Source organism: Mixta theicola (assembly GCF_002895925.1).
GTDB lineage: Bacteria > Pseudomonadota > Gammaproteobacteria > Enterobacterales > Enterobacteriaceae > Mixta > Mixta theicola.
In genome coordinates this window covers 265,594-288,503 of sequence record NZ_NWUO01000004.1, presented here as the reverse complement: position 1 = coordinate 288,503, position 22,910 = coordinate 265,594, and the positions used below count along the sequence as shown (strand labels likewise).

The 22,910-nt window shown below is 53.8% G+C and carries 22 protein-coding genes and 1 riboswitch; of the genes, 12 read left to right on the top strand and 10 right to left on the bottom strand.

All coding sequences use genetic code 11. The features are described 5' to 3' along the window. Positions 1–42: 42 nt before the first annotated feature. Both COO59_RS08020 and nudF read right to left on the bottom strand, forming a co-directional pair. On the bottom strand, positions 43–468 hold the full coding sequence (locus COO59_RS08020) for a DUF1249 family protein (RefSeq protein ID WP_103059277.1): 426 nt from the start codon (positions 466–468) through the stop codon (positions 43–45). Next, positions 465–1,100 (bottom strand): ADP-ribose diphosphatase, encoded by a 636-nt coding sequence (gene nudF, locus COO59_RS08015; RefSeq protein ID WP_103059276.1) that lies wholly within the window; start codon positions 1,098–1,100, stop codon positions 465–467. Before nudF ends, COO59_RS08020 begins: the two co-directional genes overlap by 4 nt. Before the next feature lie 214 nt (positions 1,101–1,314). Between nudF and tolC the strand changes: the two genes are divergently transcribed. The 3 genes from tolC (at position 1,315) to COO59_RS08000 (ending at position 4,816) form a co-directional block, all read left to right on the top strand. Further along, entirely contained in the window at positions 1,315–2,793 is a 1,479-nt protein-coding gene (gene tolC / locus COO59_RS08010) for an outer membrane channel protein TolC (protein ID WP_103059275.1), read from the top strand. 196 nt (positions 2,794–2,989) lie between these two features. Further along, positions 2,990–3,649: a DUF1190 family protein gene (locus tag COO59_RS08005; RefSeq protein WP_103059274.1), complete on the top strand. Its 660-nt coding sequence runs from the start codon at positions 2,990–2,992 to the stop codon at positions 3,647–3,649. 6 nt (positions 3,650–3,655) lie between these two features. Continuing rightward, positions 3,656–4,816, top strand: coding sequence for a glutathionylspermidine synthase family protein (locus tag COO59_RS08000; protein WP_103059273.1), 1,161 nt, complete (start codon positions 3,656–3,658; stop codon positions 4,814–4,816). 42 nt (positions 4,817–4,858) lie between these two features. Here the strand turns inward: COO59_RS08000 and ygiD are convergent, their stop codons facing one another. Beyond that, the gene (gene ygiD / locus COO59_RS07995; protein ID WP_103059272.1) at positions 4,859–5,644 is read right to left on the bottom strand and encodes a 4,5-DOPA-extradiol-dioxygenase; all 786 of its coding nucleotides are present in this window, start codon (positions 5,642–5,644) and stop codon (positions 4,859–4,861) included. A gap of 194 nt (positions 5,645–5,838) precedes the next feature. Between ygiD and zupT the strand changes: the two genes are divergently transcribed. Together zupT and COO59_RS07985 are read left to right on the top strand one after the other, a co-directional pair. Then, complete coding sequence (gene zupT, locus COO59_RS07990; RefSeq protein ID WP_103059271.1) at positions 5,839–6,606, top strand: zinc transporter ZupT; 768 nt, start codon at positions 5,839–5,841, stop codon at positions 6,604–6,606. 58 nt (positions 6,607–6,664) lie between these two features. Beyond that, positions 6,665–7,132 carry a cell wall hydrolase gene (locus COO59_RS07985; protein ID WP_240614105.1) on the top strand — a complete coding sequence of 156 codons (468 nt, stop codon included), beginning with the start codon at positions 6,665–6,667 and terminating at the stop codon, positions 7,130–7,132. A 51-nt stretch (positions 7,133–7,183) separates the two neighbouring features. Here COO59_RS07985 and ribB read toward each other — a convergent pair whose 3' ends face one another. Next, positions 7,184–7,840: a 3,4-dihydroxy-2-butanone-4-phosphate synthase gene (gene ribB / locus COO59_RS07980; RefSeq protein WP_103059269.1), complete on the bottom strand. Its 657-nt coding sequence runs from the start codon at positions 7,838–7,840 to the stop codon at positions 7,184–7,186. A gap of 96 nt (positions 7,841–7,936) precedes the next feature. Then, positions 7,937–8,088, bottom strand: a riboswitch (FMN riboswitch). Between the two features lie 137 nt (positions 8,089–8,225). On the opposite strand from ribB, the gene ubiK reads away from it, so the two are divergent. Next, positions 8,226–8,585, top strand: a complete 360-nt coding sequence (ubiK, locus tag COO59_RS07975; RefSeq protein WP_103059268.1) for a ubiquinone biosynthesis accessory factor UbiK — start codon at positions 8,226–8,228, stop codon at positions 8,583–8,585. Positions 8,586–8,639: 54 nt separating this feature from the next. On the opposite strand, the gene hldE is transcribed toward ubiK, so the two are convergent. The 3 genes from hldE to COO59_RS07960 form a co-directional block, all read right to left on the bottom strand. Further along, positions 8,640–10,061 (bottom strand): bifunctional D-glycero-beta-D-manno-heptose-7-phosphate kinase/D-glycero-beta-D-manno-heptose 1-phosphate adenylyltransferase HldE, encoded by a 1,422-nt coding sequence (gene hldE / locus COO59_RS07970; protein ID WP_103059267.1) that lies wholly within the window; start codon positions 10,059–10,061, stop codon positions 8,640–8,642. Positions 10,062–10,147: 86 nt separating this feature from the next. Then, positions 10,148–13,006 carry a bifunctional [glutamate--ammonia ligase]-adenylyl-L-tyrosine phosphorylase/[glutamate--ammonia-ligase] adenylyltransferase gene (gene glnE, locus COO59_RS07965; RefSeq protein ID WP_103059266.1) on the bottom strand — a complete coding sequence of 953 codons (2,859 nt, stop codon included), beginning with the start codon at positions 13,004–13,006 and terminating at the stop codon, positions 10,148–10,150. A gap of 20 nt (positions 13,007–13,026) precedes the next feature. Then, positions 13,027–14,331, bottom strand: coding sequence for a CYTH domain-containing protein (locus COO59_RS07960; RefSeq protein ID WP_103059265.1), 1,305 nt, complete (start codon positions 14,329–14,331; stop codon positions 13,027–13,029). A 208-nt stretch (positions 14,332–14,539) separates the two neighbouring features. Here COO59_RS07960 and COO59_RS07955 point away from each other — a divergent pair, with 208 nt between their 5' ends. Together COO59_RS07955 and COO59_RS07950 are read left to right on the top strand one after the other, a co-directional pair. Beyond that, entirely contained in the window at positions 14,540–15,160 is a 621-nt protein-coding gene (locus COO59_RS07955) for a TIGR04211 family SH3 domain-containing protein (RefSeq protein WP_103059264.1), read from the top strand. A 190-nt stretch (positions 15,161–15,350) separates the two neighbouring features. Next, a complete protein-coding gene (locus tag COO59_RS07950) occupies positions 15,351–16,580 on the top strand; it encodes a multifunctional CCA addition/repair protein (RefSeq protein ID WP_103059263.1) in 1,230 nt (409 codons plus the stop codon). Between the two features lie 58 nt (positions 16,581–16,638). Here the strand turns inward: COO59_RS07950 and bacA are convergent, their stop codons facing one another. Continuing rightward, entirely contained in the window at positions 16,639–17,457 is an 819-nt protein-coding gene (bacA, locus tag COO59_RS07945) for an undecaprenyl-diphosphate phosphatase (protein WP_103059262.1), read from the bottom strand. A 168-nt stretch (positions 17,458–17,625) separates the two neighbouring features. Next, positions 17,626–17,985 (bottom strand): bifunctional dihydroneopterin aldolase/7,8-dihydroneopterin epimerase, encoded by a 360-nt coding sequence (gene folB / locus COO59_RS07940; RefSeq protein WP_103059261.1) that lies wholly within the window; start codon positions 17,983–17,985, stop codon positions 17,626–17,628. 107 nt (positions 17,986–18,092) lie between these two features. On the opposite strand from folB, the gene plsY reads away from it, so the two are divergent. Continuing rightward, positions 18,093–18,692 (top strand): glycerol-3-phosphate 1-O-acyltransferase PlsY, encoded by a 600-nt coding sequence (gene plsY / locus COO59_RS07935; protein WP_103059260.1) that lies wholly within the window; start codon positions 18,093–18,095, stop codon positions 18,690–18,692. A 406-nt stretch (positions 18,693–19,098) separates the two neighbouring features. Then, the gene (locus COO59_RS07930; protein ID WP_103059259.1) at positions 19,099–19,386 is read left to right on the top strand and encodes a hypothetical protein; all 288 of its coding nucleotides are present in this window, start codon (positions 19,099–19,101) and stop codon (positions 19,384–19,386) included. 54 nt (positions 19,387–19,440) lie between these two features. Here COO59_RS07930 and tsaD read toward each other — a convergent pair whose 3' ends face one another. After that, positions 19,441–20,457 carry a tRNA (adenosine(37)-N6)-threonylcarbamoyltransferase complex transferase subunit TsaD gene (tsaD, locus tag COO59_RS07925; protein WP_103059258.1) on the bottom strand — a complete coding sequence of 339 codons (1,017 nt, stop codon included), beginning with the start codon at positions 20,455–20,457 and terminating at the stop codon, positions 19,441–19,443. Positions 20,458–20,757: 300 nt separating this feature from the next. Here tsaD and rpsU point away from each other — a divergent pair, with 300 nt between their 5' ends. Together rpsU and dnaG are read left to right on the top strand one after the other, a co-directional pair. Continuing rightward, positions 20,758–20,973, top strand: a complete 216-nt coding sequence (rpsU, locus tag COO59_RS07920; RefSeq protein WP_001144069.1) for a 30S ribosomal protein S21 — start codon at positions 20,758–20,760, stop codon at positions 20,971–20,973. Between the two features lie 121 nt (positions 20,974–21,094). Then, on the top strand, positions 21,095–22,840 hold the full coding sequence (gene dnaG, locus COO59_RS07915; RefSeq protein WP_103059257.1) for a DNA primase: 1,746 nt from the start codon (positions 21,095–21,097) through the stop codon (positions 22,838–22,840). Positions 22,841–22,910 lie beyond the last annotated feature (70 nt).

Sequence of the window (22,910 nt, the reverse complement as noted above, 5' to 3'; positions counted from 1 at the left end):
AAAATGTCCTTAATCTCCACGCCATATCAAGGTTATTGCCGCTTACCAGGCCGGAACGGCCATGGCACCGTGCGACAGACAATAACGCAGCCAGTCAGCAAGAAACTGGTTGATTTGATGCTTTTCATCACGCTGGTGCAATTTTTTATTCGGGTAATCATAACGCGCTTTAAAACGATAGATCTGCTGTGTTGAACACACTTCAGCAACCATCGCATCGTGATATAGCCTGACAGACATTGAAGGCAGACTCCAGTAACTAACGGCAGGCGCGGTTTGCCGAATCTCAACCAACGTGGTGTAGCGCGTAGATTCAATAATGGTAATGTTGTAGCTGGCGCCGTTTACCTGATAGGTCACCGAGGCCCCCGCTTCATCATTGCGCGGCAGCAGACGACGCAGCTGGGCGAAGTTCGTTTCGCTCAACCGCATCATTTCGGGAAAATCAGGGACGTAGCGCTTGATCATGTTGGATTCCACTCTTTTCGCAATTTCTCATAGTGCAGCATCAGCCATTGCAGAGCGATGACGGAGGCCGCGTTGTCAATTTTCCCCTCTTCCACCCAGCGGTAAGCCTGTTCGCGGCTCACCACATGAACAAGAATATCCTCATTCTCTTCCTCCAGGCCGTGGTATCCTTGCGCCACGCTGGCATCCACTTCTCCCACCAGTACCGACAGGCGCTCGCTGGTGCCGCCTGGGCTGGCCAGGTAATTCATTACCGGCTGTACGCGTTTAACCGTCAAACCCGCTTCTTCTATCGCCTCGCGGCGCACCACCTGCTCAACGCTTTCGCCAGGCTCAATAATGCCGGCCACTAATTCCAGTAGCCAGGGCGTTGGGCTGGTATCATAAGCGGGCATACGGATCTGTTCGATCAGTACCACTTCATCACGCTGGGGATCATAGGGTAGCAGGACTGCGGCATGTCCGCGCTCAAAAACTTCGCGCACGACTTCGTTACTCATTTCACCGTTAAACAGGCGGTGACGGAAGCGATAGCGAACTAAAGAAAAAAACCCTTCATACAATGGCTCGCGTGCAATAATTTCTACATCGTTTTTGCTGAAAGTCACAGGGTAATTTGTATTTTTAACCATAAAGCCGGTGTCCCTATAATGGTGGGCGCGGTGCACGGTTTCAACCAGACTCCGCCCAGGAGGGTGGTTCTTTCTGAATTATTTACGTAAATTAACGGAAGATGGCACGTTCAGCCAACTTATCAATCTGGCACACTCTGCTAGAATCGGCGCATATTTTTTTAGCTTATGTCAGCGCTACCATAGCAACTTTGCTGCACTACAAGGAATGCAAATGAAGAAACTGCTCCCTTTACTTATTGGCCTGAGCCTGGGCGGCTTCAGCGTGGCTAGTCAGGCGGAGAACCTGCTGCAGATTTATCAACAGGCCCGATTGACTAACCCTGATTTGCGCAGCTCTGCGGCGGACCGTGACGCGGCATTTGAAAAGATTAACGAAGCCCGTAGTCCGTTACTGCCTCAGCTGGGCCTTGGCGCCGATTATACCTATAACAGCGGCTACCGCGACGCGCGTGATACCCATTCGAATACCACCAGCGGTTCGCTGCAGTTAACGCAAACCCTGTTCGATATGAGCAAATGGCGCGCGCTGACGCTGCAGGAAAAAACGGCTGGCGTACAGGATGTCAGCTATCAGGCCGCTCAGCAGAACCTGATCCTGAATACCGCGACGGCCTATTTTAATGTGTTACGCGCCATCGACGCGCTTTCCTATATTGAGGCGCAGAAACAGTCCATCTATCGTCAGCTCGATCAAACCACGCAGCGTTTTAACGTAGGCCTGGTCGCCATCACCGACGTGCAAAACGCCCGCGCGCAGTATGACAACGTGCTGGCCAGTGAAGTCTCAGCGCGTAATGAGCTGGATAACATGGTAGAAACGCTGCGTCAGGTCACCGGCAACTACTACCCAACGCTGGCTTCGCTGAATATCGACCGTTTCCGCACCGATAAGCCGCAGCCGGTTAGCGCGCTGCTGAAAGAGGCGGAAAGCCGCAACCTGAACCTGTTATCCGCGCGTCTGTCGCAGGACCTGGCGCGTGAACAGATCCGCTATTATGAATCGGGCCATATGCCGACGCTGGATTTAAACGCTTCTACCGGCCTGTCTAACAATAAATATGGCGGCAGCCGCGCTACGCAGAACGACGCCATTACGGGTTCTAACCAGGTTGGTTTGAGCTTTAACCTGCCGTTATACAGCGGCGGCGCGGTGAACTCTCAGGTGAAACAGGCGCAGTATTCCTTCGTTAGCGCCAGCGAACAGCTGGAAAGCGCGCATCGCTCCGCAGTTCAGACCGTGCGTTCTTCCTTTAATAACGTTAACGCCTCTATCAGCAGCATCGACGCCTACAAGCAGGCGGTAGTGTCTGCTCAAAGCTCTCTGGATGCGATGGAAGCCGGTTATCAGGTTGGTACGCGCACCATCGTTGATGTGCTGGATGCCACTACTACCCTGTACAACGCCAAGCAGCAGCTTTCCGATGCCCGTTATGATTATCTGATTAATCAGCTGAACATTAAATCCGCGCTCGGTACGCTGAACGAACAGGATCTGATGGGGCTTAACGCCAGCCTGGGCAAAGAAATACCGACCTCGCCTGAAACGGTAGCGCCAGAAAATCCGCAGCAGGATGCGGCAGCCGATCGGGGAACGAATATGCAGGCGGCGGCCAGCCAGAACGGCGAAGGTTCTGCAGCGGCGGCTCGTCCCGCAGCGGCGCGTCAAAGCGGCAATCCGTTTAGCCATTAAGGTTTAAAATCGGCCACGAAGTTTGCTAATTTCGTGGCCGTAGCCCTTCTTTTGCACCCATTTCTTTGCTGTTTTGATCCCTTCTCGCATTTGAACGTATAGCTACGTAAAGATACAGGCACAGCGCTGACTGTTGCTTCATTTTTAATCCGGTTTCACCTATTCTTTGCGCTACCTTTGGGCAGAGGACTATTCCATGAAAAGGACAAAAAACATTAATCGCGACGCCTTCCGTAAGAGCTGGCGCGCTCGTCATCTGACGCCGGTGGCGTTGGCCGTTACCGCCGTTTTTATGCTGGCCGGCTGTGAACAGGCAGACGAAACGGTTTCTCTTTATCAAAACGCCGATGACTGTACTAAAGCCAATCCTGGCCAGAGCGAACAATGCACTACCGCTTACCATAACGCGCTGAAAGAGGCGGAAAAAACCGCGCCTAAATATGCTTCGCGTGAAGACTGCGTAGCCGAATTTGGCGAGGCCCAGTGCCAGCAGGCTCCGGCTCAGGCTGGCACCAATGCGGAAACGCATCAGAGCGGCAGCTTTTGGATGCCGTTGATGGCGGGTTATATGATGGGCCGCATGATGGGCGGCGGCGCAGGTTTTGCCGCGCAGCCGTTGTTTAGCTCGAAAAACCCGGCCAGCCCGATGAACGGTAAGTTCGTTGACGCCAGCGGCCGCAACTACGGCACCGCGACGCCGGGCCGAACCATGACGGTGCCGAAAACGGCGCTGGCTCCGAAACCGGCAACCACCAACACCGTTACGCGCGGCGGCTTTGGTGAAACCGTGGCGAAACAGACCAGCATGCAGCGCAGCAGCGCTACCGGCACCAGCCGCCGCTCGCTGGGGGGCTAACGCCTGATGAAACGCATTGCTATTGCAGAGCGTCCTGACTGGCGCGCCCGTGCTTCCGAATACGGCTTTGGTTTTCATACTATGTATGACGAGCCGTACTGGTGTGAGGATGCTTATTATCAGTTTACCCTGGCGCAAATCGATTACCTGGAAGAAACCACCGCTGAACTGCATCAGATGTGCTTACAGGTGGTGGATAAGGTGGTTAACAGCGAGGAGCTGCTGGCTAAATTCCGTATTCCCAAACATACGTGGGATTTTGTTCGCACCTCGTGGAAAACGTCGCAGCCATCGCTCTATTCACGTCTCGATTTGGCCTGGGGCGGCAGCGGCGACGCTAAGCTGTTAGAAAACAATGCCGATACGCCAACATCGCTGTATGAAGCCGCTTTCTTTCAGTGGCTGTGGCTGGAAGATCAGCTTAACGCGGGCAAACTGCCGGCAGGCAGCGATCAGTTCAACAGCCTGCAGGAAAAACTGATCGAGCGTTTCGCCGTGTTGCATCAACAGCATGGCTTTAGCCTGCTGCACTTCACCTGCTATCGGGACAGCGAAGAAGACCGCGGTACGGTGCAGTATCTGCAGGATTGCGCCAGCGAGGCGGGGCTGCCGAGCGAATTCTTATTTATTGATGATATTGGGCTGGGCGAGAAAGGCCAGTTTACCGATCTCAACGATCGGGTAATCAGTAATCTGTTTAAGCTCTATCCGTGGGAATTTATGCTGCGCGAGATCTTCTCAACCAAGCTGAATGATGCCGGCGTGCGCTGGCTGGAGCCAGCCTGGAAGAGCATTCTTTCTAATAAAGCGCTGCTGCCTGTGCTTTGGCAGATGTTCCCTAATCACCCTAACCTGCTGCCAGCTTACTTTGCTGAAGATAATGTGCCCGCCATGGATAAATACGTGGTAAAGCCGCTCTTTTCCCGTGAAGGCGCCAATATCCGCATTATGGAAAAAGGGCAGGAAATTGCCCGCGTTGATGGCCCGTATGGCGAAGAAGGGATGATTGTGCAGCAGTTTCATCCGCTGGCGCAGTTTGGCGACAGCTACACGCTGATCGGCAGTTGGCTGGTGGACGATCAGCCTGCAGGCATTGGCCTGCGTGAGGATCGTGCGTTAATCACTCAGGATCTGTCGCGCTTCTACCCGCACGCTTTCATTGAATAACTGAAACGGGCAGTCAACGGCTGCCCTTTTTATCATCCGGGTTTACCCTACCTGTACGGATAACATACTCAGCGCGGACATGACGATGCCGTCTACCGGCACGGTAACAGCCTCGTCTGGCTGACGTGAGCCTAATATATACAACAGCGGCAGATAATGCTCCGGCGTTGGATTAGCAAGCACTGCGTCCTGATGCTGCATAAAATTCACCAGCGGGTGTTCTGCAGCCGACCCCTGCCAGCTCAGGTTATCGCGCACATACTGGTTAAAAGCGCGGGCCCACGGATACGCATCGCCATCATCCTGCCAGCGCGCCATGCGCAGGTTATGCACCACATTCCCGCTGGCAACTATCATCACTCCCTGCTCACGCAGCGTCGCCAGCTTTTGCCCCAGCTGAAAGTGCCAGGCTGCAGGTTGCGTACCGTCAATGCTCAGCTGCACCACTGGTATATCCGCAGCCGGATACATTTTGATTAAGACGCCCCACGACCCGTGATCCAGTCCCCAGTTATGATCCAGATGCACATCTGGCGACGTCAGTATCTCTGCAATCTTTTGCGCCAGCGCAGGCGAACCGGGTGCAGCATAACGTGTATCAAACAGCGCCTGCGGAAAGCCGCCGAAATCATGAATCGTTCGCGGATTTTTCATGGCGGTAACCGCTGTCCCACGCGTATACCAGTGGGCAGAGATAGCCAGAATAGCCTGCGGTCTCGGCAGCTTTTCGCCCAGCTCACGCCAGGTTCGGGTATAGTTATTCTCTTCCAGCACGTTCATTGGGCTACCGTGTCCCAAAAACAGAGCGGGCATGCGTAATGGGTTCATAGCATCCTCAACAGGCTGTGGTTCGGCTGAGAAATACCTTACGCGCTTTAGCTGGCTAATGCTGGCGGATAAGCATGACAAACATATTCAAAATTTTTGATTGCTAAGCAGACAAAACTTTACCTGCTACCCTCTCGCTTTTTGTCAGAATTTAAATAGTCTGGATAAGAATTATTATCATTAGAGGGTCTGTCATGTCGGTTCCTTTACTTCTGACTATTTTGGCTGGCGCAGCGACTTTTATTGGCGCGTTTTTAGGCGTAACAGGACAGAAACCATCCAACCGTATGCTGGCCTTTGCGCTGGGATTTGCTGCCGGCATTATGCTGTTAATTTCCCTGATGGAGATGCTGCCTGCTGCGTTGGGTACGCCAGGTATGACGCCATTGTCAGGCTATGGAATGTTTCTGTTGGGCCTGCTCGGTTATTTCGCTCTCGATCGTCTGCTGCCCCATCAGCATCCGCAGGATTTAATGGTTGCCAACCAGCAGCCGCGCAGTCTGCGACGCACCGCAATTTTACTGACGCTGGGCATCAGCCTGCATAACTTCCCGGAAGGCATTGCTACTTTTGTTACCGCCAGCAGCGATCTGGAACTGGGGCTGGGCATTGCCTTAGCGGTGGCTATTCATAATATTCCGGAAGGCCTGGCCGTTGCCGGTCCAATGTATGCTGCGACCGGCTCGAAAGCACACGCGCTGTTCTGGGCCGGTATTTCCGGTATGGCGGAAATTTTTGGCGGCGTGCTGGCATTCTGGCTGCTCGGCCCGGCCCTTTCACCGGTGCTGATTGCGGTAATTATGGCGGCAGTCGCCGGTATTATGGTTGCGCTATCCGTTGATGAATTGATGCCGCTGGCGCGTGATATTGATCCACACAGTAACCCTAGCTATGGAGTTTTATGCGGTATGACGGTGATGGGTTTTAGCCTGACGCTGCTGCAAACCAGCGGTATCGGCTAATGATCTTTATCTGAAATTAATCACACAGGCAATGATATATCAACGACATAGTTCAACCGTGACATTTTCAAGACCTGTCTGCTACTTTTACTTCCTGCCGCTTCGTAAACTCCCGCCATCTCTGGTTAATGACGGGATTATTATGTTGGTTCAAGGCGCCATTCTTTGTCTGGCTCTGAATATATATCATGAAGCACGCGGGGAACCGCTAAAAGGGCAGATAGCCGTAGCATCGGTAACGATGAATCGTGCCAATTGGGACGTTACGCAAATTTGCCCGGTTGTTTACGCGCCAAAACAGTTTTCATGGACTCACTTAAAAAAGGACGCGTTCAGCTATCCAGCCAATAGCGATAAAAGCTGGCAGCGGGCACAACAGATAGCTCACCAGATCGTTAACGGCGAGCTTTCTGATGTGACTAACGGCGCAACTTATTATCATAATCAAAAGGTAACGCCTGCCTGGCGAAGCGCATTTTCGCAAACCGCAGCCATTGGCAACCATATCTTTTATGCCAAGCGATAAAAAAAGCCGGGATTATCCCGGCTTTTTTATTGCTGATAGCGGCAGCGCGTTTTAGCTTGCCTGGCGCGTGACATGACCGCGACGATAAGCGATCAAATCTTCAATCGTCACCAGCGGCATATTATGCTGTCTGGCGAAGATGATAGCTTCTGGCGCATGGGCCATGGTGCCGTCGTCGTTAGTCAGTTCGCACAGTACGCCTGCCGGTTTAAAACCCGCCAGGGTAACCAGATCAATTGTCGCTTCGGTATGGCCGCCGCGCGTCAATACGCCGCCGTCACGCGCGCGCAGAGGGAAGATATGACCCGGCCGATTTAAGTCGCTGGGACGGGCGTTATCGGCAATGGCGGTACGAATGGTGGTAAGGCGATCCTGCGCCGAAACGCCGGTAGTCACCCCCTGAGCGGCCTCAATGGTAACGGTAAAACCGGTACCAAAAGCGCTGGTATTGTTTTCTACCATCATCGGCAGATCCAGCTGCTGGCGGAGCTGTTCAGTAATGCACAGGCAGACGATGCCGCTGCCGTGACGAATGGTTAAAGCCATTTGCTCAACGGTCATGGTTTCCGCCGCGAAAATCATATCAGCTTCATTTTCACGGTTTTCGTCATCCAGTACCATTACACCACGGCCTTCGCGTAAAGCGGCGATGGCGCGTTCTACACGCTGTTCCGGCGTGCCAAATTCAGAAAGTAGCGTCTGATTCATGGTAAATAAACCTTATCAATATTGTGGTTACCAGAATCAGGGCGTGCTTGAGGAGTGCATAAAAATAACGCGAGGCGAGCCTGGGCCCGACAGAACCGTTATCCTCTCCCATCCGGACTTTAACCGTCGGCCCCGGAATTACACCGGATCTGCTGACCTTCCAGTCGTAAAACTGGAAGCGCTCGCGGGCTTTCAGCTATTGCTGATTTACCGCCGGTGGGGAATTTCGCCCCGCCCTGAGAATAAGCGAATTTACTATAGCGCCAAACATCTTCTCCGGCAACGAACAATAGCAGCATATGCTCATGCAACTACCATTTTAGGTTTAACCTTTTCCAGACAGGCATTACACTTAAGTTAACTTTGTTGCGACCAGGAAACGGCCATGATTGACCCGAAAAAAATTGAACAACTTGCTCGTCAGGTACATGAAGCGATGCCCAAAGGCATTCGTGAATTTGGCGATGACGTTGAGAAGAAAATTCGCCAGGTCCTGCAGGCGCAGCTGACGCGTATGGATCTGGTAAACCGCGAAGAGTTTGATGTACAGACGCAGGTACTGCTACGTACCCGTGAAAAGTTGGCGGTGCTGGAGCAGCGGCTGGCGGCCCTGGAAAGCCAGGGCGGAAATGCGTCCGGCGCTTCGGTAACGGCCGAGCAGGCAACGCAGACAAATACGGTCTCCGCGCCGCCAACATCGCCTGCTACAGACGACGTGGTTAAAACAGAAAACCCGAACGGCTAACCATATCGGCAGGCTACATTTCCTTAGCCTGCCATTTCCGTATATTGCTCGCGCTTATGAACGAATCCGCTTGATGATATTGGTGGTAGAAATACCGTCCTCAAAATTCAGCACGCGCACTTCCCCTCCGTTAGCCCAGACCTCTTCGCTACCGGCAATCTCTTCCGGTTTATAGTCGCCGCCTTTCACCAACAGATCGGGCAGAACACCCGCAATCAGTCGTTGTGGCGTATCTTCTTCAAAAGAAACCACCCAATCAACCGACTCCAGCGCCCCCAGCACAATCATCCGATTTTCCAGCGGATTGACCGGACGGCTGTCGCCTTTCAGGCGTCGGGTTGACGCATCGCTGTTAACTGCCACAATCAGGCGATCGCCCAGCTTACGCGCATTCGATAAGTAAGAGACGTGGCCGGCGTGCAGAATGTCAAATACGCCGTTGGTCATGACCACTTTTTCGCCGCGCTGACGCGCCAATGCTACCGCTTCCTTCAGCTGTGCTTCATTCATAATACCGAAGCCGCTTTCCGGGCGCGCATGGATGGCGTTTTCCAGCTCAACCGGCGATACGGTTGAGGTGCCCAGTTTGCCCACCACCACACCAGCCGCTGCATTAGCCAGGAAACAGGCGGCTTCAAGATCGTCGCCTGCCGCCAGCGAGGCGGCCAGCACGCCAATCACGGTATCGCCTGCGCCGGTAACATCATAAACTTCCTGCGCCTGCGTGGGTAAATGCAGCGGGGCTTTCCCCGGCTGCAGCAGCGTCATGCCGTTCTCAGAGCGGGTCACCAGCAGCGCCGACAGTTCATAGTCCGCCACCAGCTGCATGCCACGCTCAATGATCTGCGCCTCATCCTGACATTTACCAACAACGGCTTCGAACTCGGACAGATTCGGCGTCAGCAGCGTCGCGCCACGGTAGCGTTCAAACTCAGTGCCTTTAGGATCCACCAGCACCGGCACGTTCGCCGCGCGCGCCAGCTGGATCATCTGCTGTACGCTGGCCAACGCCCCTTTAGCGTAATCGGACAGCACCAGCGCCCCGGACTGCGGCAGCGCCGCGGCAATACGCTGATGAAGCGGCTCAGGATCGATACCGTCAAATCTGTCTTCAAAATCAAGACGAATTAACTGTTGGTTACGGGAAAGGACACGCAGTTTAGTAATAGTAGGATGCGTAGGCAGCGCCACAAAATCGCATTTTACATTAACGTTTTGCAGGCTGATGCCCAGCGCACGGGCGGCATCATCGATACCCGTCAGGCCGATAAGACGCGACGACGCGCCCAGCGCGGCGATGTTCATCGCTACGTTAGCCGCTCCGCCAGGACGCTCTTCGACATTGTCCACTTTCACTACCGGCACCGGCGCTTCCGGTGAAATACGGCTGGTAGGGCCGTACCAGTAGCGATCCAGCATCACATCGCCGACGACCAGCACTTCTGCACGGCTAAATTCGGGCAGTGTCACTTTCATTGCAGAGACTCCAGACTACAGTAAAAATATTGCGCGCGATAATAACACAGCTATGTTTAAACGCTGATCCGCCCATAACGGTTCTTTCAGCGCTCAGCTGGCAAGGTTTGCAGCCAGCGCTGCCAGCTATCCTGAACCACCTGCCGCTCGCGCATAAAAGATTCTATCGTAACGTGCCCGGCCTGCTCCTGCAGCGCCAGATGATGAAGCTCATCGCGCAACGTAACGTAGGCCTGCGTTAACGCTTCCGCTTCCTGTTGCGTTATTTTGCCGTGCCGCGCCAGCAGTTCCAGTATCCGTACGTTATCAGACCACCCCGTCAGCTTAGGCTCCTGCGCTGCATAACGCAGCACCAGATACTGCGTAATAAATTCAATATCGGTAATGCCGCCCTCGTCCGCTTTAATATCCCAGCGGCCTTTATGCTTATGGCTCAGGTGAGCATACATTTTTTCGCGCATTTCGCGCACTTCCGTTTGCAGCGTTGCGGCATCGCGCGGCAAGCAGAGGATTTGACGGCGGATGGTTTCAAAGCGCTGGCTTAGCGTCGGCTCGCCATAAACGATTCGGGCTCTGACCAGCGCCTGATGCTCCCACGTCCAGGCATCGTTACGCTGATACTCCTCAAAGGCATCCAGCGTGCTCACCAGCATTCCGGCCGATCCGGAAGGCCGTAAGCGCGCATCCACTTCATACAGAATCCCGGATGAGGTACGCGTGCTGAACAGGTGCATTACCCGCTGCGCCAGGCGTAAATAAAACTGGCGGCCATCAATAGCGCGCTCGCCATCGGTAAGCGAATCAAGCGGGCAATCATGCAAAAAAACCAGATCAAGATCGGAGCTGTAACCCAGCTCCCAGCCGCCCAGCTTGCCATAGCCGACCACGGCGAAGCCGCGATCGCCCTGCTGCAGATGCGATGGCCGACCATAGCGTTGCTCCATCATATTCCACGCCTGCTGCACTACCGCCTGAATAATCGCCTCAGCCAGCCAGGTTAAGTGATCGCTCACTTTCATTACCGGCAGCGTTCCCGCTATATCCGCCGCCGCGATGCGCAGCTGCTGTACCTGCTTAAACTGACGCAGCGCCTCCAGCTGCTGTTCTTCATCATCTTCAGGAATACGCAGCAGATACTGGCGCAGTTCATCACGATAGGCATCCGTTGCGGTGGGCTGATAAAGCGTGGCGGGATCGAGCAGCTCATCCAACAGCAGCGGATAGCGAGCCAGCTGGCTGGCGATCATTGGCGAGGCGGCGCACAGAAGAATAAGCTGCTTTAGCGCGCCGGGTGATTCCGTCAGCAGTTCAAGATAGGTTGTCCGCGTCACGACGCCCAGCAGTAATGGAATCAACCGCTGTAGAGTGGTATCCGCATCGGCACGGGCGCAAACCTCATACAGCAAACGCGGCATCAGCTGATCGAGCGCCAGCCGCCCTCGCGGGCCGATGGTGCGTTTATCCACATCGTGACGAAACTCATTCAGCGTGCGCGAAAGATTCTGTCGGCCCGGTTCATCATGATGGGCCAGCAAAGCCTGCAGGTCGCTTTGCTCAAGCTTATCAAGCCAAAGCTCGGCCATGCCCTGATTTTCATTTTCTTCCGCGCTGTCCGGCGTATCCTCACCGATCAGCTCATTAAAAATAAGCCGCACCTGCGCCATCTGATTTTCCAGCGCCTGTTGCAATGCCGCCCACTCTTCAAAGCCCATCGCCCAGGCGAGTCGCGCCTGGTTTAACGCATCTGTCGGCAGCGTTTGCGTTTGCTCATCGGCAATGCTCTGTAGCAGATTCTCTACCCGACGTAAAAACAGGTAGGCTGCACGCAGCGCGCTGACCTGCGGCTGCGTCAATAAATTCAGATCTTCAATGGCGGAGAGCGTTGGCAACAGCGCACGCTGCTGAAGCGTGCGCTCACGTCCGCCGCGGATAAGCTGGAATACCTGAACAATAAACTCGCTTTCGCGAATCCCACCGGCCCCCAGCTTGATATTATCTTTCAGGCCACGCCGACGCACTTCACGCGCAATCATGCCTTTCATATTGCGCAGCGATTGAATAACGCTGAAATCGATGTAGCGGCGATAGATAAAAGGACGCAGCATCTGCTGCAATTCCTGGCTCCAGCGATCTTCACTGTTGCCCATCAGACGCGCCTTCACCATCGCATAACGTTCCCAGTCGCGTCCCTGTTCCTGGTAATAATCCTCCAGCGCCGCGAAGCTGAGAACCAGCGGCCCGCTGTCGCCGAAAGGTCGCAGCCGCATATCGACCCGATAGACAAAGCCATCCGCCGTCGGCTGATCGAGCACTTTGATCAACCGCTGTCCCAGTCGGGTAAAAAACTGCGCGTTGTCCAGCTCACGTCGCCCGCCGCGGGTCGAGCCGTTTTCCGGCCAAACAAAAATCAGATCAATATCGGAAGAGAAATTCAGCTCGCCACCGCCTAATTTGCCCATACCAAGGATCAGCAGCGGTTGCGGTTCACCCGCCGCGTTGCACGGGGTGCCGAAATCGTCACAGCAGGCCTGCCACAGCCAGTCACGCGCGGCGACAATCAGCGTTTCGGCCAGCGCGCTTAGCTGCTGAAGCGTGGCTTGCGTAGCACTTTCACCCGTGGTCTGCATCCAGGCAATACGTACCATCATCTGCCGCCGGAACAAACGCAGCTGACGCATCAGCGCCGTTTCATCCGTCACCGTTTGCAGCTGCTCATTGAGCCAGTCGGTATAGTGTTGCCATTCATCCGGCTGCGGGGCCTGCTGCGTTAGCTGCTGCCACCATTCCGGATGCTGTTGCAGGCTATCCGCAACAAAATCACTGAAGGCCAGCACGGCCTGCTGCTGCAGACTCAGTGACGCAAGCGTACGATCCAGCCGTTCCGCCGTTTTCTCTGCCTGTTGCTGCAGCAGGTCGGGCAGCGGTCCGGTTAAGGTTGGCAGCATAGCTTCTCCCTGAAAAATGATCAGATGTTGCCGTTAAGCCAAAATGCCGGCTGCTTAAGCGCCTGGCGGCACAGCAAATCCAGTTCGTGATAGCGATCTGCCTGAATAGCCTGCGCCAGCTGCTGCCAGGGCAGTAACCAGTTTTCTACGTCATGCTGAGGATAAGCCCCTGCCAGCAGACGAACGGCCAATAGCTGACGTGACAGACGCGCCCGTTTATCCAGATACTCGTTATGCTGGCGTATCGTCGTGAATGTTTCCTTCAGATCGGCTGCCACGCGGCCCAGCATAATATCAGCGAAGCGCTTAAAAGAGCTCTGTAGCCGGGCGGCGTTCTTCGGCTCGATAAAGGGACGCCAGCCGGCGTTAATCAACCAGCCGGAAAAGGTAAGCTGGGCATCCAGCCATTGCGGACTGTAACAAAAGGCTGGCGCGGCAGGCTGTTCATCTTCCAGCGTTTCAATCAGACCGGTCAGTTTTTGACGCAGCGAACCGCTGGCCTTACGCGGCACCAGCGCGCCGAACAGCGAAAAGACCTGTCGTACGGTCTCCAGCGCTTCCAGAATCGCCTCCTGAGCCACCGATTCGCCGCGCAGCCATAGCTCCTCATGATACTGCCATTGCTTCAGCGCCAGCGTTAGTGCCGCCTGCATCCCCTCTTCCACCGTGGCTTTGGGTTTAACCTGCAGAATCGGCAGCGGACGCACTGGCTGCTGCGGTTTTCCCTGTGCCAGCCAATAACCGCGCGCCGCTTTGCTCAGGCTACCGAGGCGTAACCCTTCCGCTTTGCCCAATTCAGCGGCAAGCGCCAGCACATCAGCCAGCTCGCCCTGTTTCAACTCCAGTTCGATTTCCTGTAACGGCTCGCTGAATTCGCCAGCGCTAACCTCACCGCGATCCAGAGCGACCTCTATTTGGCTGTTTCCCCAGGTGACCAGCCAGCGTTCACGATTGAAATGCGTGGTAAACAGCGGCCTGAGCTGCTGCTGTAACGCATTGAGATCGCAACCTTCAGGCCAGATCTCCGCGGGCAGGCGCGCAATGTCCAGCTCTGGCTGGGTTAACTCAACGTTGTATTCAGGGCGTTGATGCAGGCCGCCGATCGTCTGGCCGGCAATTTTTAGCGTCATCTCATATTTTTCGCCGATGCCGCGGATGCGCAGGCCCATATCCCAGCGGCGTAGCTGGTTATCTGGCGTTTCATAATAGATGTTGGTCAGGGCCAGCGGCGCACTGTATTGATGAGGCCAGGCTGCCAGCTGGCTGCCAAGTCGATCCGCCGCCTGCGGCGTTGCAATGAACTTTAACTCGATTTCAATGGTCATAATTTTTCATTCAATCTTTCACTGGCGCAGATTTCAGGAATAAACCGAAGAGTAATGCAGATAACCTGCTGCTGTCTCTGCTTTATTATGCTTTCGCGAGCTTTGCCGCATCAGCCTGAGACCAGGATAGTTCTCATTCAGATTTTTACGTAGCCTATCCAGACTGTGCCCTAAAATTTTTCCGGAACAGATGAAAAAACGATACCGAATGAAAAAATCACATTTTATTGGTCTGACTTTGCTGGCTTTCAGCGTTACTGCCCCCGCCCACGCCGAAGAAAAACGGTATATTTCCGATGAATTATCTACCTGGGTTCGTAGCGGTCCGGGCGATCAATATCGCCTGGTCGGCAAACTGAACGCGGGTGAGCAGGTCTCCCTGCTGCAAACTAATAATGATACCCATTACGGCCAGATCCGTGATGCAGAAGGTAAAACCAACTGGATCCCGCTGGCGCAGCTGAGCATCGAGCCCAGCCTGCGTACGCGCGTGCCGCAGCTTGAGCAGCAGGTAAAAGATCTGACCGATAAGCTGGCTAATATCGACGGTAGCTGGAACCAGCGCACGGCGGATATGCAGAAAAAAGTGGCGGCCAGCGATACCGTGATTAACGGTCTGAAGGATGAAAATCAGCAGCTGCGAAACCAGCTGATCGTGGCGCAGAAAAAGGTTAGTGCCGCTAACGTGCAGCTTGATGATAAGCAGCGCACCATCATTATGCAGTGGTTTATGTATGGCGGTGGCGTAGCGGGCGTGGGTTTACTGCTGGGCCTGCTGTTGCCGCATATGATCCCACGACGTAAGCAGAATAATCGCTGGATGAACTAGCAAGCCGCCGCGCTTTCTTTTGATAACGACGATCGCAGCAGGGCTAATCACGCGCCCTGCTGCTGTCATGTCCGTAATTTTGCTATTGTTGTGCCAGAATATTCTTTCCGGGCATCGCTTTTTGCCGGTCTGGAAGATTGGCGTCGGCACGCCTGATGATTAATTTGCTGAACTCTGGAGAAAACCCCTGGTGAAAATATACCTTGTCGGCGGCGCGGTTCGCGATGGTTTGCTGAAGTTGCCGGTCAAAGACAAAGATTGGGTGGTTGTAGGCGCCACGCCTGAAATGATGCTGGAGCAGGGATACCAGCAGGTAGGGCGCGATTTTCCGGTCTTTCTGCATCCCACAAGCCGGGAAGAATATGCATTAGCACGCACCGAACGTAAATCGGGCAGCGGCTATACCGGCTTCGTTACCTGGTCCGCGCCTGATGTCACCCTGGAACAGGATCTACAGCGGCGTGACCTGACGATTAATGCCATCGCGCAGGATGAGGCCGGCAATTATCTCGATCCTTATCAGGGCCGGTTAGATCTTGAAAAACGTCTGCTGCGCCATGTCTCCGCTGCCTTTATTGAAGATCCGCTGCGCGTTTTACGCGTTGCGCGCTTTGCCGCCCGCTATGCTCATTTAAGTTTCCGCATTGCGGATGAAACTATGGCGTTGATGCGCGCCATGACCGTCAGCGGCGAGCTGGCGCATTTAACCGCCGAACGCGTCTGGAAAGAGACGGAAAATGCGCTGTGTACGTCTAATCCACACGTCTATTTTCAGGTGCTACGCGATTGCGGCGCGCTGGCGGTACTGTTCCCGGAAATCGATCGGCTTTTCGGCGTACCGGCACCGGCCAAATGGCATCCGGAAATTGATACCGGCATTCATACGCTGATGACCGTCGCTATCGCGGCTCAGCTGACGCCGGAAGTTGATGTGCGCTTCGCCACGCTTTGTCATGATGTAGGGAAAGGGCTAACGCCGCCGGAAAAATGGCCCAGCCATCCGGGCCACGGCGCAGCTGGCGTGCCGCTGGTGGAAAATATTTGCCGTCGTCTGCGCGTCCCGAATCATATTCGCGATCTGGCAGTTCTGGTGGCGGAGTTTCATGATGTGGTGCATTCCATTGAAAAACAGACAGCGGATCGGCTGGTCGCCCTGTTCGATCGTATGGATGCCTGGCGTAAGCCGCAGCGCATTAACCAGCTGGCGCAAACCAGCGAGGCGGATGCCCGTGGACGAGCCGGATGGGAAAACAATGCGTATCCGCAGGGAAACTATCTGAAAGAAGCGTTCCGTATCGTTCAGGCGGTTCCGACTAAAGCCGTTATTGATGCCGGATTTAAAGGTGCGAAGGTGCGTGAGGAGCTTACTCGTCGCCGCATTGAGGCGCTGGAACAGTGGCAGGGAAATCAGGAACGGTAGTCTTGGAACATAAAAAAGGAGGCGTAGACGCCTCCTTTTTTTCGTGCTGTCTACGGCGTTACACAAACACCATATAAACGGCAGCCGCTACGATAAAGCGGTAGATGGCAAAAGGCACGAAAGAGATACGTTTGATGATATGCAGGAACAGCTTGATGGCAGTCAGCGCCACGATAAAGGCGGTAACAAAGCCCACCGCGAACATCGGCAGATCTTCCAGCGTCAGGAATCCCATGCTTTTATACAGATCCAGCACGGTAGCGCCCATCATCATCGGTACGGCAAGAATAAAAGAGAATTCAGAAGCCGCATAGCGACTCACGCCCATCAGCATGCCACCGGAAATGGTCGCGCCCGAACGGGAAAAGCCAGGCCAGAGAGCCAGGCACTGAAAGCAGCCGATCATAAACGCCTGCAGATACGTAATATCATCAATCCCCACCGCCTTTGGCTGTTTCGGCTTGAAGAATTCCGCCGCCAGCAGCAGCACGCCGCCGACGATTAACGCATACATCACGTTAACAGGGTTAAACAGCGTTTTGATTTGATCGTGAAAGATCAGGCCGATCGCGACCGCCGGGATCATACCCAACAGAATATGAATCAGAGTGAGATGCCCGGTTCCCAGGCCTTCATGCTTAACTTCGCCAAAATGGATGCCGATTAAGCCGAACAGCCGCCGCCAGAACATACAGACCACGGCAAGAATGGAGCCAAGCTGAATTACAACTTCAAACGTTTCTGCTTTATCTCCATCAAAGCCCAGCAGATGTCCAACAATGATCATATGCCCCGTGGATGAAACTGGAAGAAACTCCGTCAATCCTTCAACAATACCAAGGATTGCAGCCACCCAAAGCTGATGAATATCTGCCATCAAATGTCCTCTACCCTAATGTTTGAACCATTAAAAAAAGCGGACGTCAGGAACGTAGCCGCCAGAAAATGCGCTAACTCAGCGTAACGCCGCGTTTTTGACAGCCATAATGTGGTTCGGTTTCATTGTGATAGCAATCACATTACATCTATTTCGGAATTGTCCCCGCTAGCGCTGACGCGTTCCACGCTCGATGATAACGCCAACCTGTGTCGCCTGCGCGACGGCGCCAGGTTTGCTGAGCTTAATGCGTACCCACGGGCAGGCAAAACGGGTCAGCAGCAGTGTGGCCACTTCTTCCGCCACCCGCTCGACCAGCGCAAAACGTCCCTGTTCGACATGCTCAACAATCGCAGAAGCAACGTCAGCGTAGCTAAGACAATCATTAACATCATCGCTGGCCGCCGCTTTACGGTTATCCCATGCCAGTTCGACATCGAAAACCAGCTTTTGCTGGATGGTCTGTTCCCAGTCGTAAACGCCAATCGTGGTGATCACCGACAGCTGTTCAATAAATACGATATCCATGATGACAATCTCTGTTTTTACGTTAACCGGATACCACTTCCGGCGAATTATGCGTATTATCCACAGATGTTGAGAATAAAACGACCCTTACGAAACGGAACGGTGTTATGAGTGCAATCGCGCTTGGTATGATTATTTTCGCGTATCTGTGCGGATCCATTTCCAGCGCGATTTTAGTTTGCCGGCTCGCAGGCCTTCCCGATCCACGCCATAACGGCTCCGGTAATCCCGGCGCCACGAATGTGCTGAGGATTGGCGGCAAAGGCGCAGCGGCCGCCGTACTGGTATTTGACGTTCTCAAAGGCATGTTGCCCGTCTGGCTTGCCTGGGCGTTAGGCATTTCACCCATTTACCTTGGCCTGACCGCCATTGCCGCCTGCCTGGGACACATCTATCCGGTGTTCTTCCGTTTTCGCGGCGGTAAAGGGGTCGCAACTGCCTTTGGCGCCATCGCGCCTATCGGCTGGGATCTGACCGGCCTGATGACCGGCACCTGGCTACTCACCGTCCTGCTAAGCGGTTATTCCTCATTAGGCGCTATCGTCAGCGCGCTAATCGCTCCTTTCTATGTCTGGTGGTTTAAACCACAGTTCACCTTTCCGGTTGCGATGCTTTCCTGTCTGATTCTGTTACGCCATCACGATAATATTCAAAGATTATGGCGCGGACAGGAAACGAAAATATGGAAAAAGAAAAATAAAAAATAAGTTGAATACATTTTAGCCAACTTTTTCGCATGCAAAGCGTTATGATTTCCGCCACATACTTTGCCTGTCTGTTACAGGAAAAGAGTAGTGTCTGAGATTTTTCGCCGTGAAAAATTATTAACATTACAATTACGATGCTTATATCCTCTTACGGCTCATGGCTTTTTGCGGATATATTTTTAATGCCTTCTATAGCAATTGTATAAATGGCATGTCTTTGCTGGAAAACCAATAACTGCTAACCCGATGCTATTAATTCTCATCAGGCATTTGTCATGTCAGATTATGGTCAGGAAAGCAAAGACACCACCCTTGTTAGGTTTATCACTCCTTTTTTTATGCAACATACTAGGTCACTTCATCTCAGGATGAATATTCAACGGAAGAAAATAAGAGGACAAAAATAATGAGAGAGCTAGCTCAAAGCGAGGTTTTAGCGGTCAGCGGCGGCGGTTTTATCGCCCAGATTGGCGGAATAATTGGCGATTATATTGGCGACATGCTTTATGGTTTTGTCCCGGATATGGTAATAAATATCCCTTTCTTAGGCGAGTTAGATATTAAAAACTATTTTCCAAATCTTGGCGGCGAAGTAGGCAAAGGTATCGGGGCACAAATAGGCGGTGGCATCGAGTTTATTGGTAGCCGTATTCCACTGGTTGGTGGCCTGATAAATAAAATCTTGGGTAACTAAAGCATTAAATTAAAGATGCTGTTTCTTTTTTAGCAACAGCATCTTTAAAGATAATTACGCGATGGCCGGCAGTTCAGCCAGCGGCCAGCGTGGACGAACGCTAACGCCAAGTTCACCGCGCGTACCGCCTTTTAAACGCACCATGCCAGCATAGGCGATCATCGCTCCGTTATCGGTACAAAATTCAGGCCGTGCGTAAAACGCCTCGCCGCCTCGCGCCTGCATCACTTCAGCCAGCTTCGCGCGCAGCGTACGGTTAGCGCTGACGCCGCCAGCCATCACCAGACGTTTAAATCCGGTTTGATCCAGGGCCCGCTTACATTTAATCGCCAGGGTATCAACGACCGCATCCTCAAAAGCGCGGGCAATATCAGCATGCGTCTGCGCATCATTGCTGTGCTCGCGGATCGTATTCGCTGCAAAGGTTTTGAGGCCGGAAAAGCTAAAGTCCAGGCCAGGCCGATCGGTCATTGGACGTGGGAAGGTGAAGCGGCCGGGCGTGCCCTGCTGCGCCATGCGCGACAGCATCGGTCCGCCAGGATAATCCAGCCCAAGCAGCTTAGCGGTTTTATCAAAAGCTTCACCGGCAGCATCATCAATCGATTCACCCAACAGCGTATATTCACCGATGCCGGTTACGCCGATCAGCTGCGTATGTCCGCCCGAAACCAACAGCGCAACAAAAGGAAACGCCGGCGGATTATCTTCCAGCATCGGCGCAAGCAGATGCCCTTCCATATGATGTACCGGCACGGCGGGAACCTGCCAGGCAAACGCCAGCGAGCGGCCGATTGTCGCGCCGACTAATAAGGCGCCAACCAGGCCAGGACCTGCGGTATAGGCCACCGCATCAATATCTTTGCCCTGCAGACCAGCCTCTTTCAGCGCTGCCTGAATTAACGGCACCGTTTTACGCACATGATCGCGCGAAGCCAGTTCCGGCACCACCCCGCCATAATCGGCATGGACTTTCACCTGACTATAGAGTTGATTAGCGAGCAAACCGGCCTCATCGTCATAAATGGCAATGCCGGTTTCATCACAGGATGTTTCAATACCCAGAACGCGCATGGTTGCTTTACCTCTCAGTTGCGGCGCGCAGTGTATCACAGCCATTCAGCACTCCGACGCGATTTTCTGGAACGATCGCCGGTTTTGTGAGCGGAAAATGAAAAAATAGTGAACGCTGTTCTGCGCTATACGGTATACTCCTCCGCCTGCAAAAAACCGGCAGCCGCCAGGGCTCTGTTGGTTTGAAAAGCGCAATGTTGCTTTACAACGCAGCCGCGATTGTTGTAAAATTCCGCACCATTTTGAAATGAGCTGACGCTGACGTCAGCAAAAGACCGAATTTATCGAGGTGAGAGTTACATGCCGGTAATTAAAGTACGTGAAAACGAGCCGTTCGACGTAGCACTGCGTCGCTTCAAGCGTTCCTGCGAAAAAGCAGGCGTTCTGGCTGAAGTTCGTCGTCGTGAGTTTTATGAAAAACCGACTACCGAACGTAAGCGCGCTAAAGCGTCTGCTGTTAAGCGTCATGCCAAGAAACTGGCTCGCGAAAACGCACGCCGCACTCGTCTGTACTAATTTCCTGCGGAGGCTTCGCGCTTCCACCGCGTGTTAAGCGCAGACAGAGTCAAGTTAGAGGCCGTGCTTTCCGGAAGGAAGCGCGGCTTATTTTCGTTTATGAGCGAAGAAAACGGGGCTTATGGCCGGACGAATTCCACGCGTTTTTATTAATGACTTACTTGCCCGCACGGACATTGTGGATCTTATTGATGCCCGCGTTAAGCTGAAAAAACAGGGTAAGAATTTCCACGCGTGCTGTCCTTTCCATAACGAAAAAACCCCTTCCTTCACCGTTAACGGTGAGAAACAGTTCTATCACTGCTTTGGCTGTGGCGCCCACGGCAATGCCATCGATTTCCTGATGAATTACGATCGCCTGGAATTTGTCGAAAGCATTGAAGAATTGGCGACACAACACGGACTGGAAGTGCCCTATGAAGCGGGCAGCGGTCCCAGCCAGCTGGAACGTCATCAGCGTCAAAGTTTATATCAGCTAATGACGGGACTGGCCGATTTCTATCAACAGGCGCTGACTCAGCCATCGGCAGCCGCAGCACGCACGTATCTCAACCAACGCGGATTAAGCGATGAGGTTATCGCGCATTTTGCTATCGGCTTCGCTCCGCCCGGCTGGGATAATGCCCTGAAGCGCTTTGGCCGCGATCCTGACGATCGCCAGTCGCTGACCGATGCGGGCATGCTGGTCACTAACGATCAGGGCCGCAGCTACGATCGCTTCCGCGACCGCGTGATGTTTCCCATCCGCGATAAGCGTGGCCGCGTTATTGGCTTCGGTGGACGCGTATTAGGTGACGGCACGCCAAAATATCTGAACTCGCCGGAAACCGATATTTTTCACAAAGGCCGCCAGCTGTATGGCCTGTATGAAGCGCAAAAGCAGCATCCTGAACCGGCAAAGCTGTTAGTGGTTGAAGGATATATGGATGTGGTGGCGCTGGCGCAGTTTGGCATTGATTATGCCGTTGCTTCATTAGGCACCTCAACGACCGCCGACCATATCCAGCTGCTGTTTCGCAGCACCGATACCGTGGTTTGCTGTTATGACGGCGATCGGGCCGGCCGTGAAGCGGCCTGGCGTGCATTAGAAACCGCGCTGCCTTACATGAATGACGGACGTCAGCTACGCTTTATGTTTCTGCCTGACGAAGAAGACCCGGACACGCTGATACGTAAAGAGGGCAAAACGGCCTTTGAGGCGCGGATGGAACAGGCAATGCCGCTCTCCAGCTTCCTGTTTGATACGCTGCTGCCGCAGGTCGATTTGAGTACCCGCGACGGTCGGACGCGTTTAAGCACGCTGGCGCTGCCGTTGATTAGTCAGATACCGGGCGAAACGTTGCGGATTTATCTGCGTCAGGAGCTGGGTAATATGCTCGGCATTCTGGATGACAGCCAGCTGGAAAAGCTGCTGCCCAAACAGGCCGAAAGCGGCATCCAGCCTGCGGCTCCCCAGCTAAAACGCACAACTATGCGTATACTTGTGGGGCTGCTGGTACAGAATCCGCGACTGGCGGCGATGGTGCCCTCATTACAGGGGCTGGAACAGCTAAACATGCCGGGTTTACCGCTTTTTATGGAGCTGGTAAAGAGTTGCACCGCAAACCCTGGCCTGACCACTGGCCAGCTACTAGAGTTATATCGCGGCACAAATTTTAGCCAGCACCTTGAAACTCTGGCGACATGGAACCACATGATCGTTGATGAAGAAGTAGAGGCAATGTTCCAGGACTCCCTGGCAAAAATGTATGACTCCGCTTTGGAGCAGCGGCTGGAAGCCCTGATCGCGCGCTCCAGAACGCATGGCCTTAGCCCTGAGGAGCGAGAAGAAGTCCGCTCATTAAGCCAGGCGCTGGCAAAGAAATAGCTATTAGCGATCGCGCCAGTATTAAGAGACGTACTGGCGCAGCCGACGCATTTCATCCTGCCCGATGCGG

Coding starts and splice junctions, on each gene's coding strand:
- COO59_RS08020 (WP_103059277.1), bottom strand. CDS start 468: ATGATCAAGCGCTACGTCCCTGATTTTCCCGAAATGATGCGGTTGAGC.
- nudF (WP_103059276.1), bottom strand. CDS start 1,100: ATGGTTAAAAATACAAATTACCCTGTGACTTTCAGCAAAAACGATGTA.
- tolC (WP_103059275.1), top strand. CDS start 1,315: ATGAAGAAACTGCTCCCTTTACTTATTGGCCTGAGCCTGGGCGGCTTC.
- COO59_RS08005 (WP_103059274.1), top strand. CDS start 2,990: ATGAAAAGGACAAAAAACATTAATCGCGACGCCTTCCGTAAGAGCTGG.
- COO59_RS08000 (WP_103059273.1), top strand. CDS start 3,656: ATGAAACGCATTGCTATTGCAGAGCGTCCTGACTGGCGCGCCCGTGCT.
- ygiD (WP_103059272.1), bottom strand. CDS start 5,644: ATGAACCCATTACGCATGCCCGCTCTGTTTTTGGGACACGGTAGCCCA.
- zupT (WP_103059271.1), top strand. CDS start 5,839: ATGTCGGTTCCTTTACTTCTGACTATTTTGGCTGGCGCAGCGACTTTT.
- ribB (WP_103059269.1), bottom strand. CDS start 7,840: ATGAATCAGACGCTACTTTCTGAATTTGGCACGCCGGAACAGCGTGTA.
- ubiK (WP_103059268.1), top strand. CDS start 8,226: ATGATTGACCCGAAAAAAATTGAACAACTTGCTCGTCAGGTACATGAA.
- hldE (WP_103059267.1), bottom strand. CDS start 10,061: ATGAAAGTGACACTGCCCGAATTTAGCCGTGCAGAAGTGCTGGTCGTC.
- glnE (WP_103059266.1), bottom strand. CDS start 13,006: ATGCTGCCAACCTTAACCGGACCGCTGCCCGACCTGCTGCAGCAACAG.
- COO59_RS07960 (WP_103059265.1), bottom strand. CDS start 14,331: ATGACCATTGAAATCGAGTTAAAGTTCATTGCAACGCCGCAGGCGGCG.
- COO59_RS07955 (WP_103059264.1), top strand. CDS start 14,540: ATGAAAAAATCACATTTTATTGGTCTGACTTTGCTGGCTTTCAGCGTT.
- bacA (WP_103059262.1), bottom strand. CDS start 17,457: ATGGCAGATATTCATCAGCTTTGGGTGGCTGCAATCCTTGGTATTGTT.
- folB (WP_103059261.1), bottom strand. CDS start 17,985: ATGGATATCGTATTTATTGAACAGCTGTCGGTGATCACCACGATTGGC.
- plsY (WP_103059260.1), top strand. CDS start 18,093: ATGAGTGCAATCGCGCTTGGTATGATTATTTTCGCGTATCTGTGCGGA.
- COO59_RS07930 (WP_103059259.1), top strand. CDS start 19,099: ATGAGAGAGCTAGCTCAAAGCGAGGTTTTAGCGGTCAGCGGCGGCGGT.
- tsaD (WP_103059258.1), bottom strand. CDS start 20,457: ATGCGCGTTCTGGGTATTGAAACATCCTGTGATGAAACCGGCATTGCC.
- rpsU (WP_001144069.1), top strand. CDS start 20,758: ATGCCGGTAATTAAAGTACGTGAAAACGAGCCGTTCGACGTAGCACTG.
- dnaG (WP_103059257.1), top strand. CDS start 21,095: ATGGCCGGACGAATTCCACGCGTTTTTATTAATGACTTACTTGCCCGC.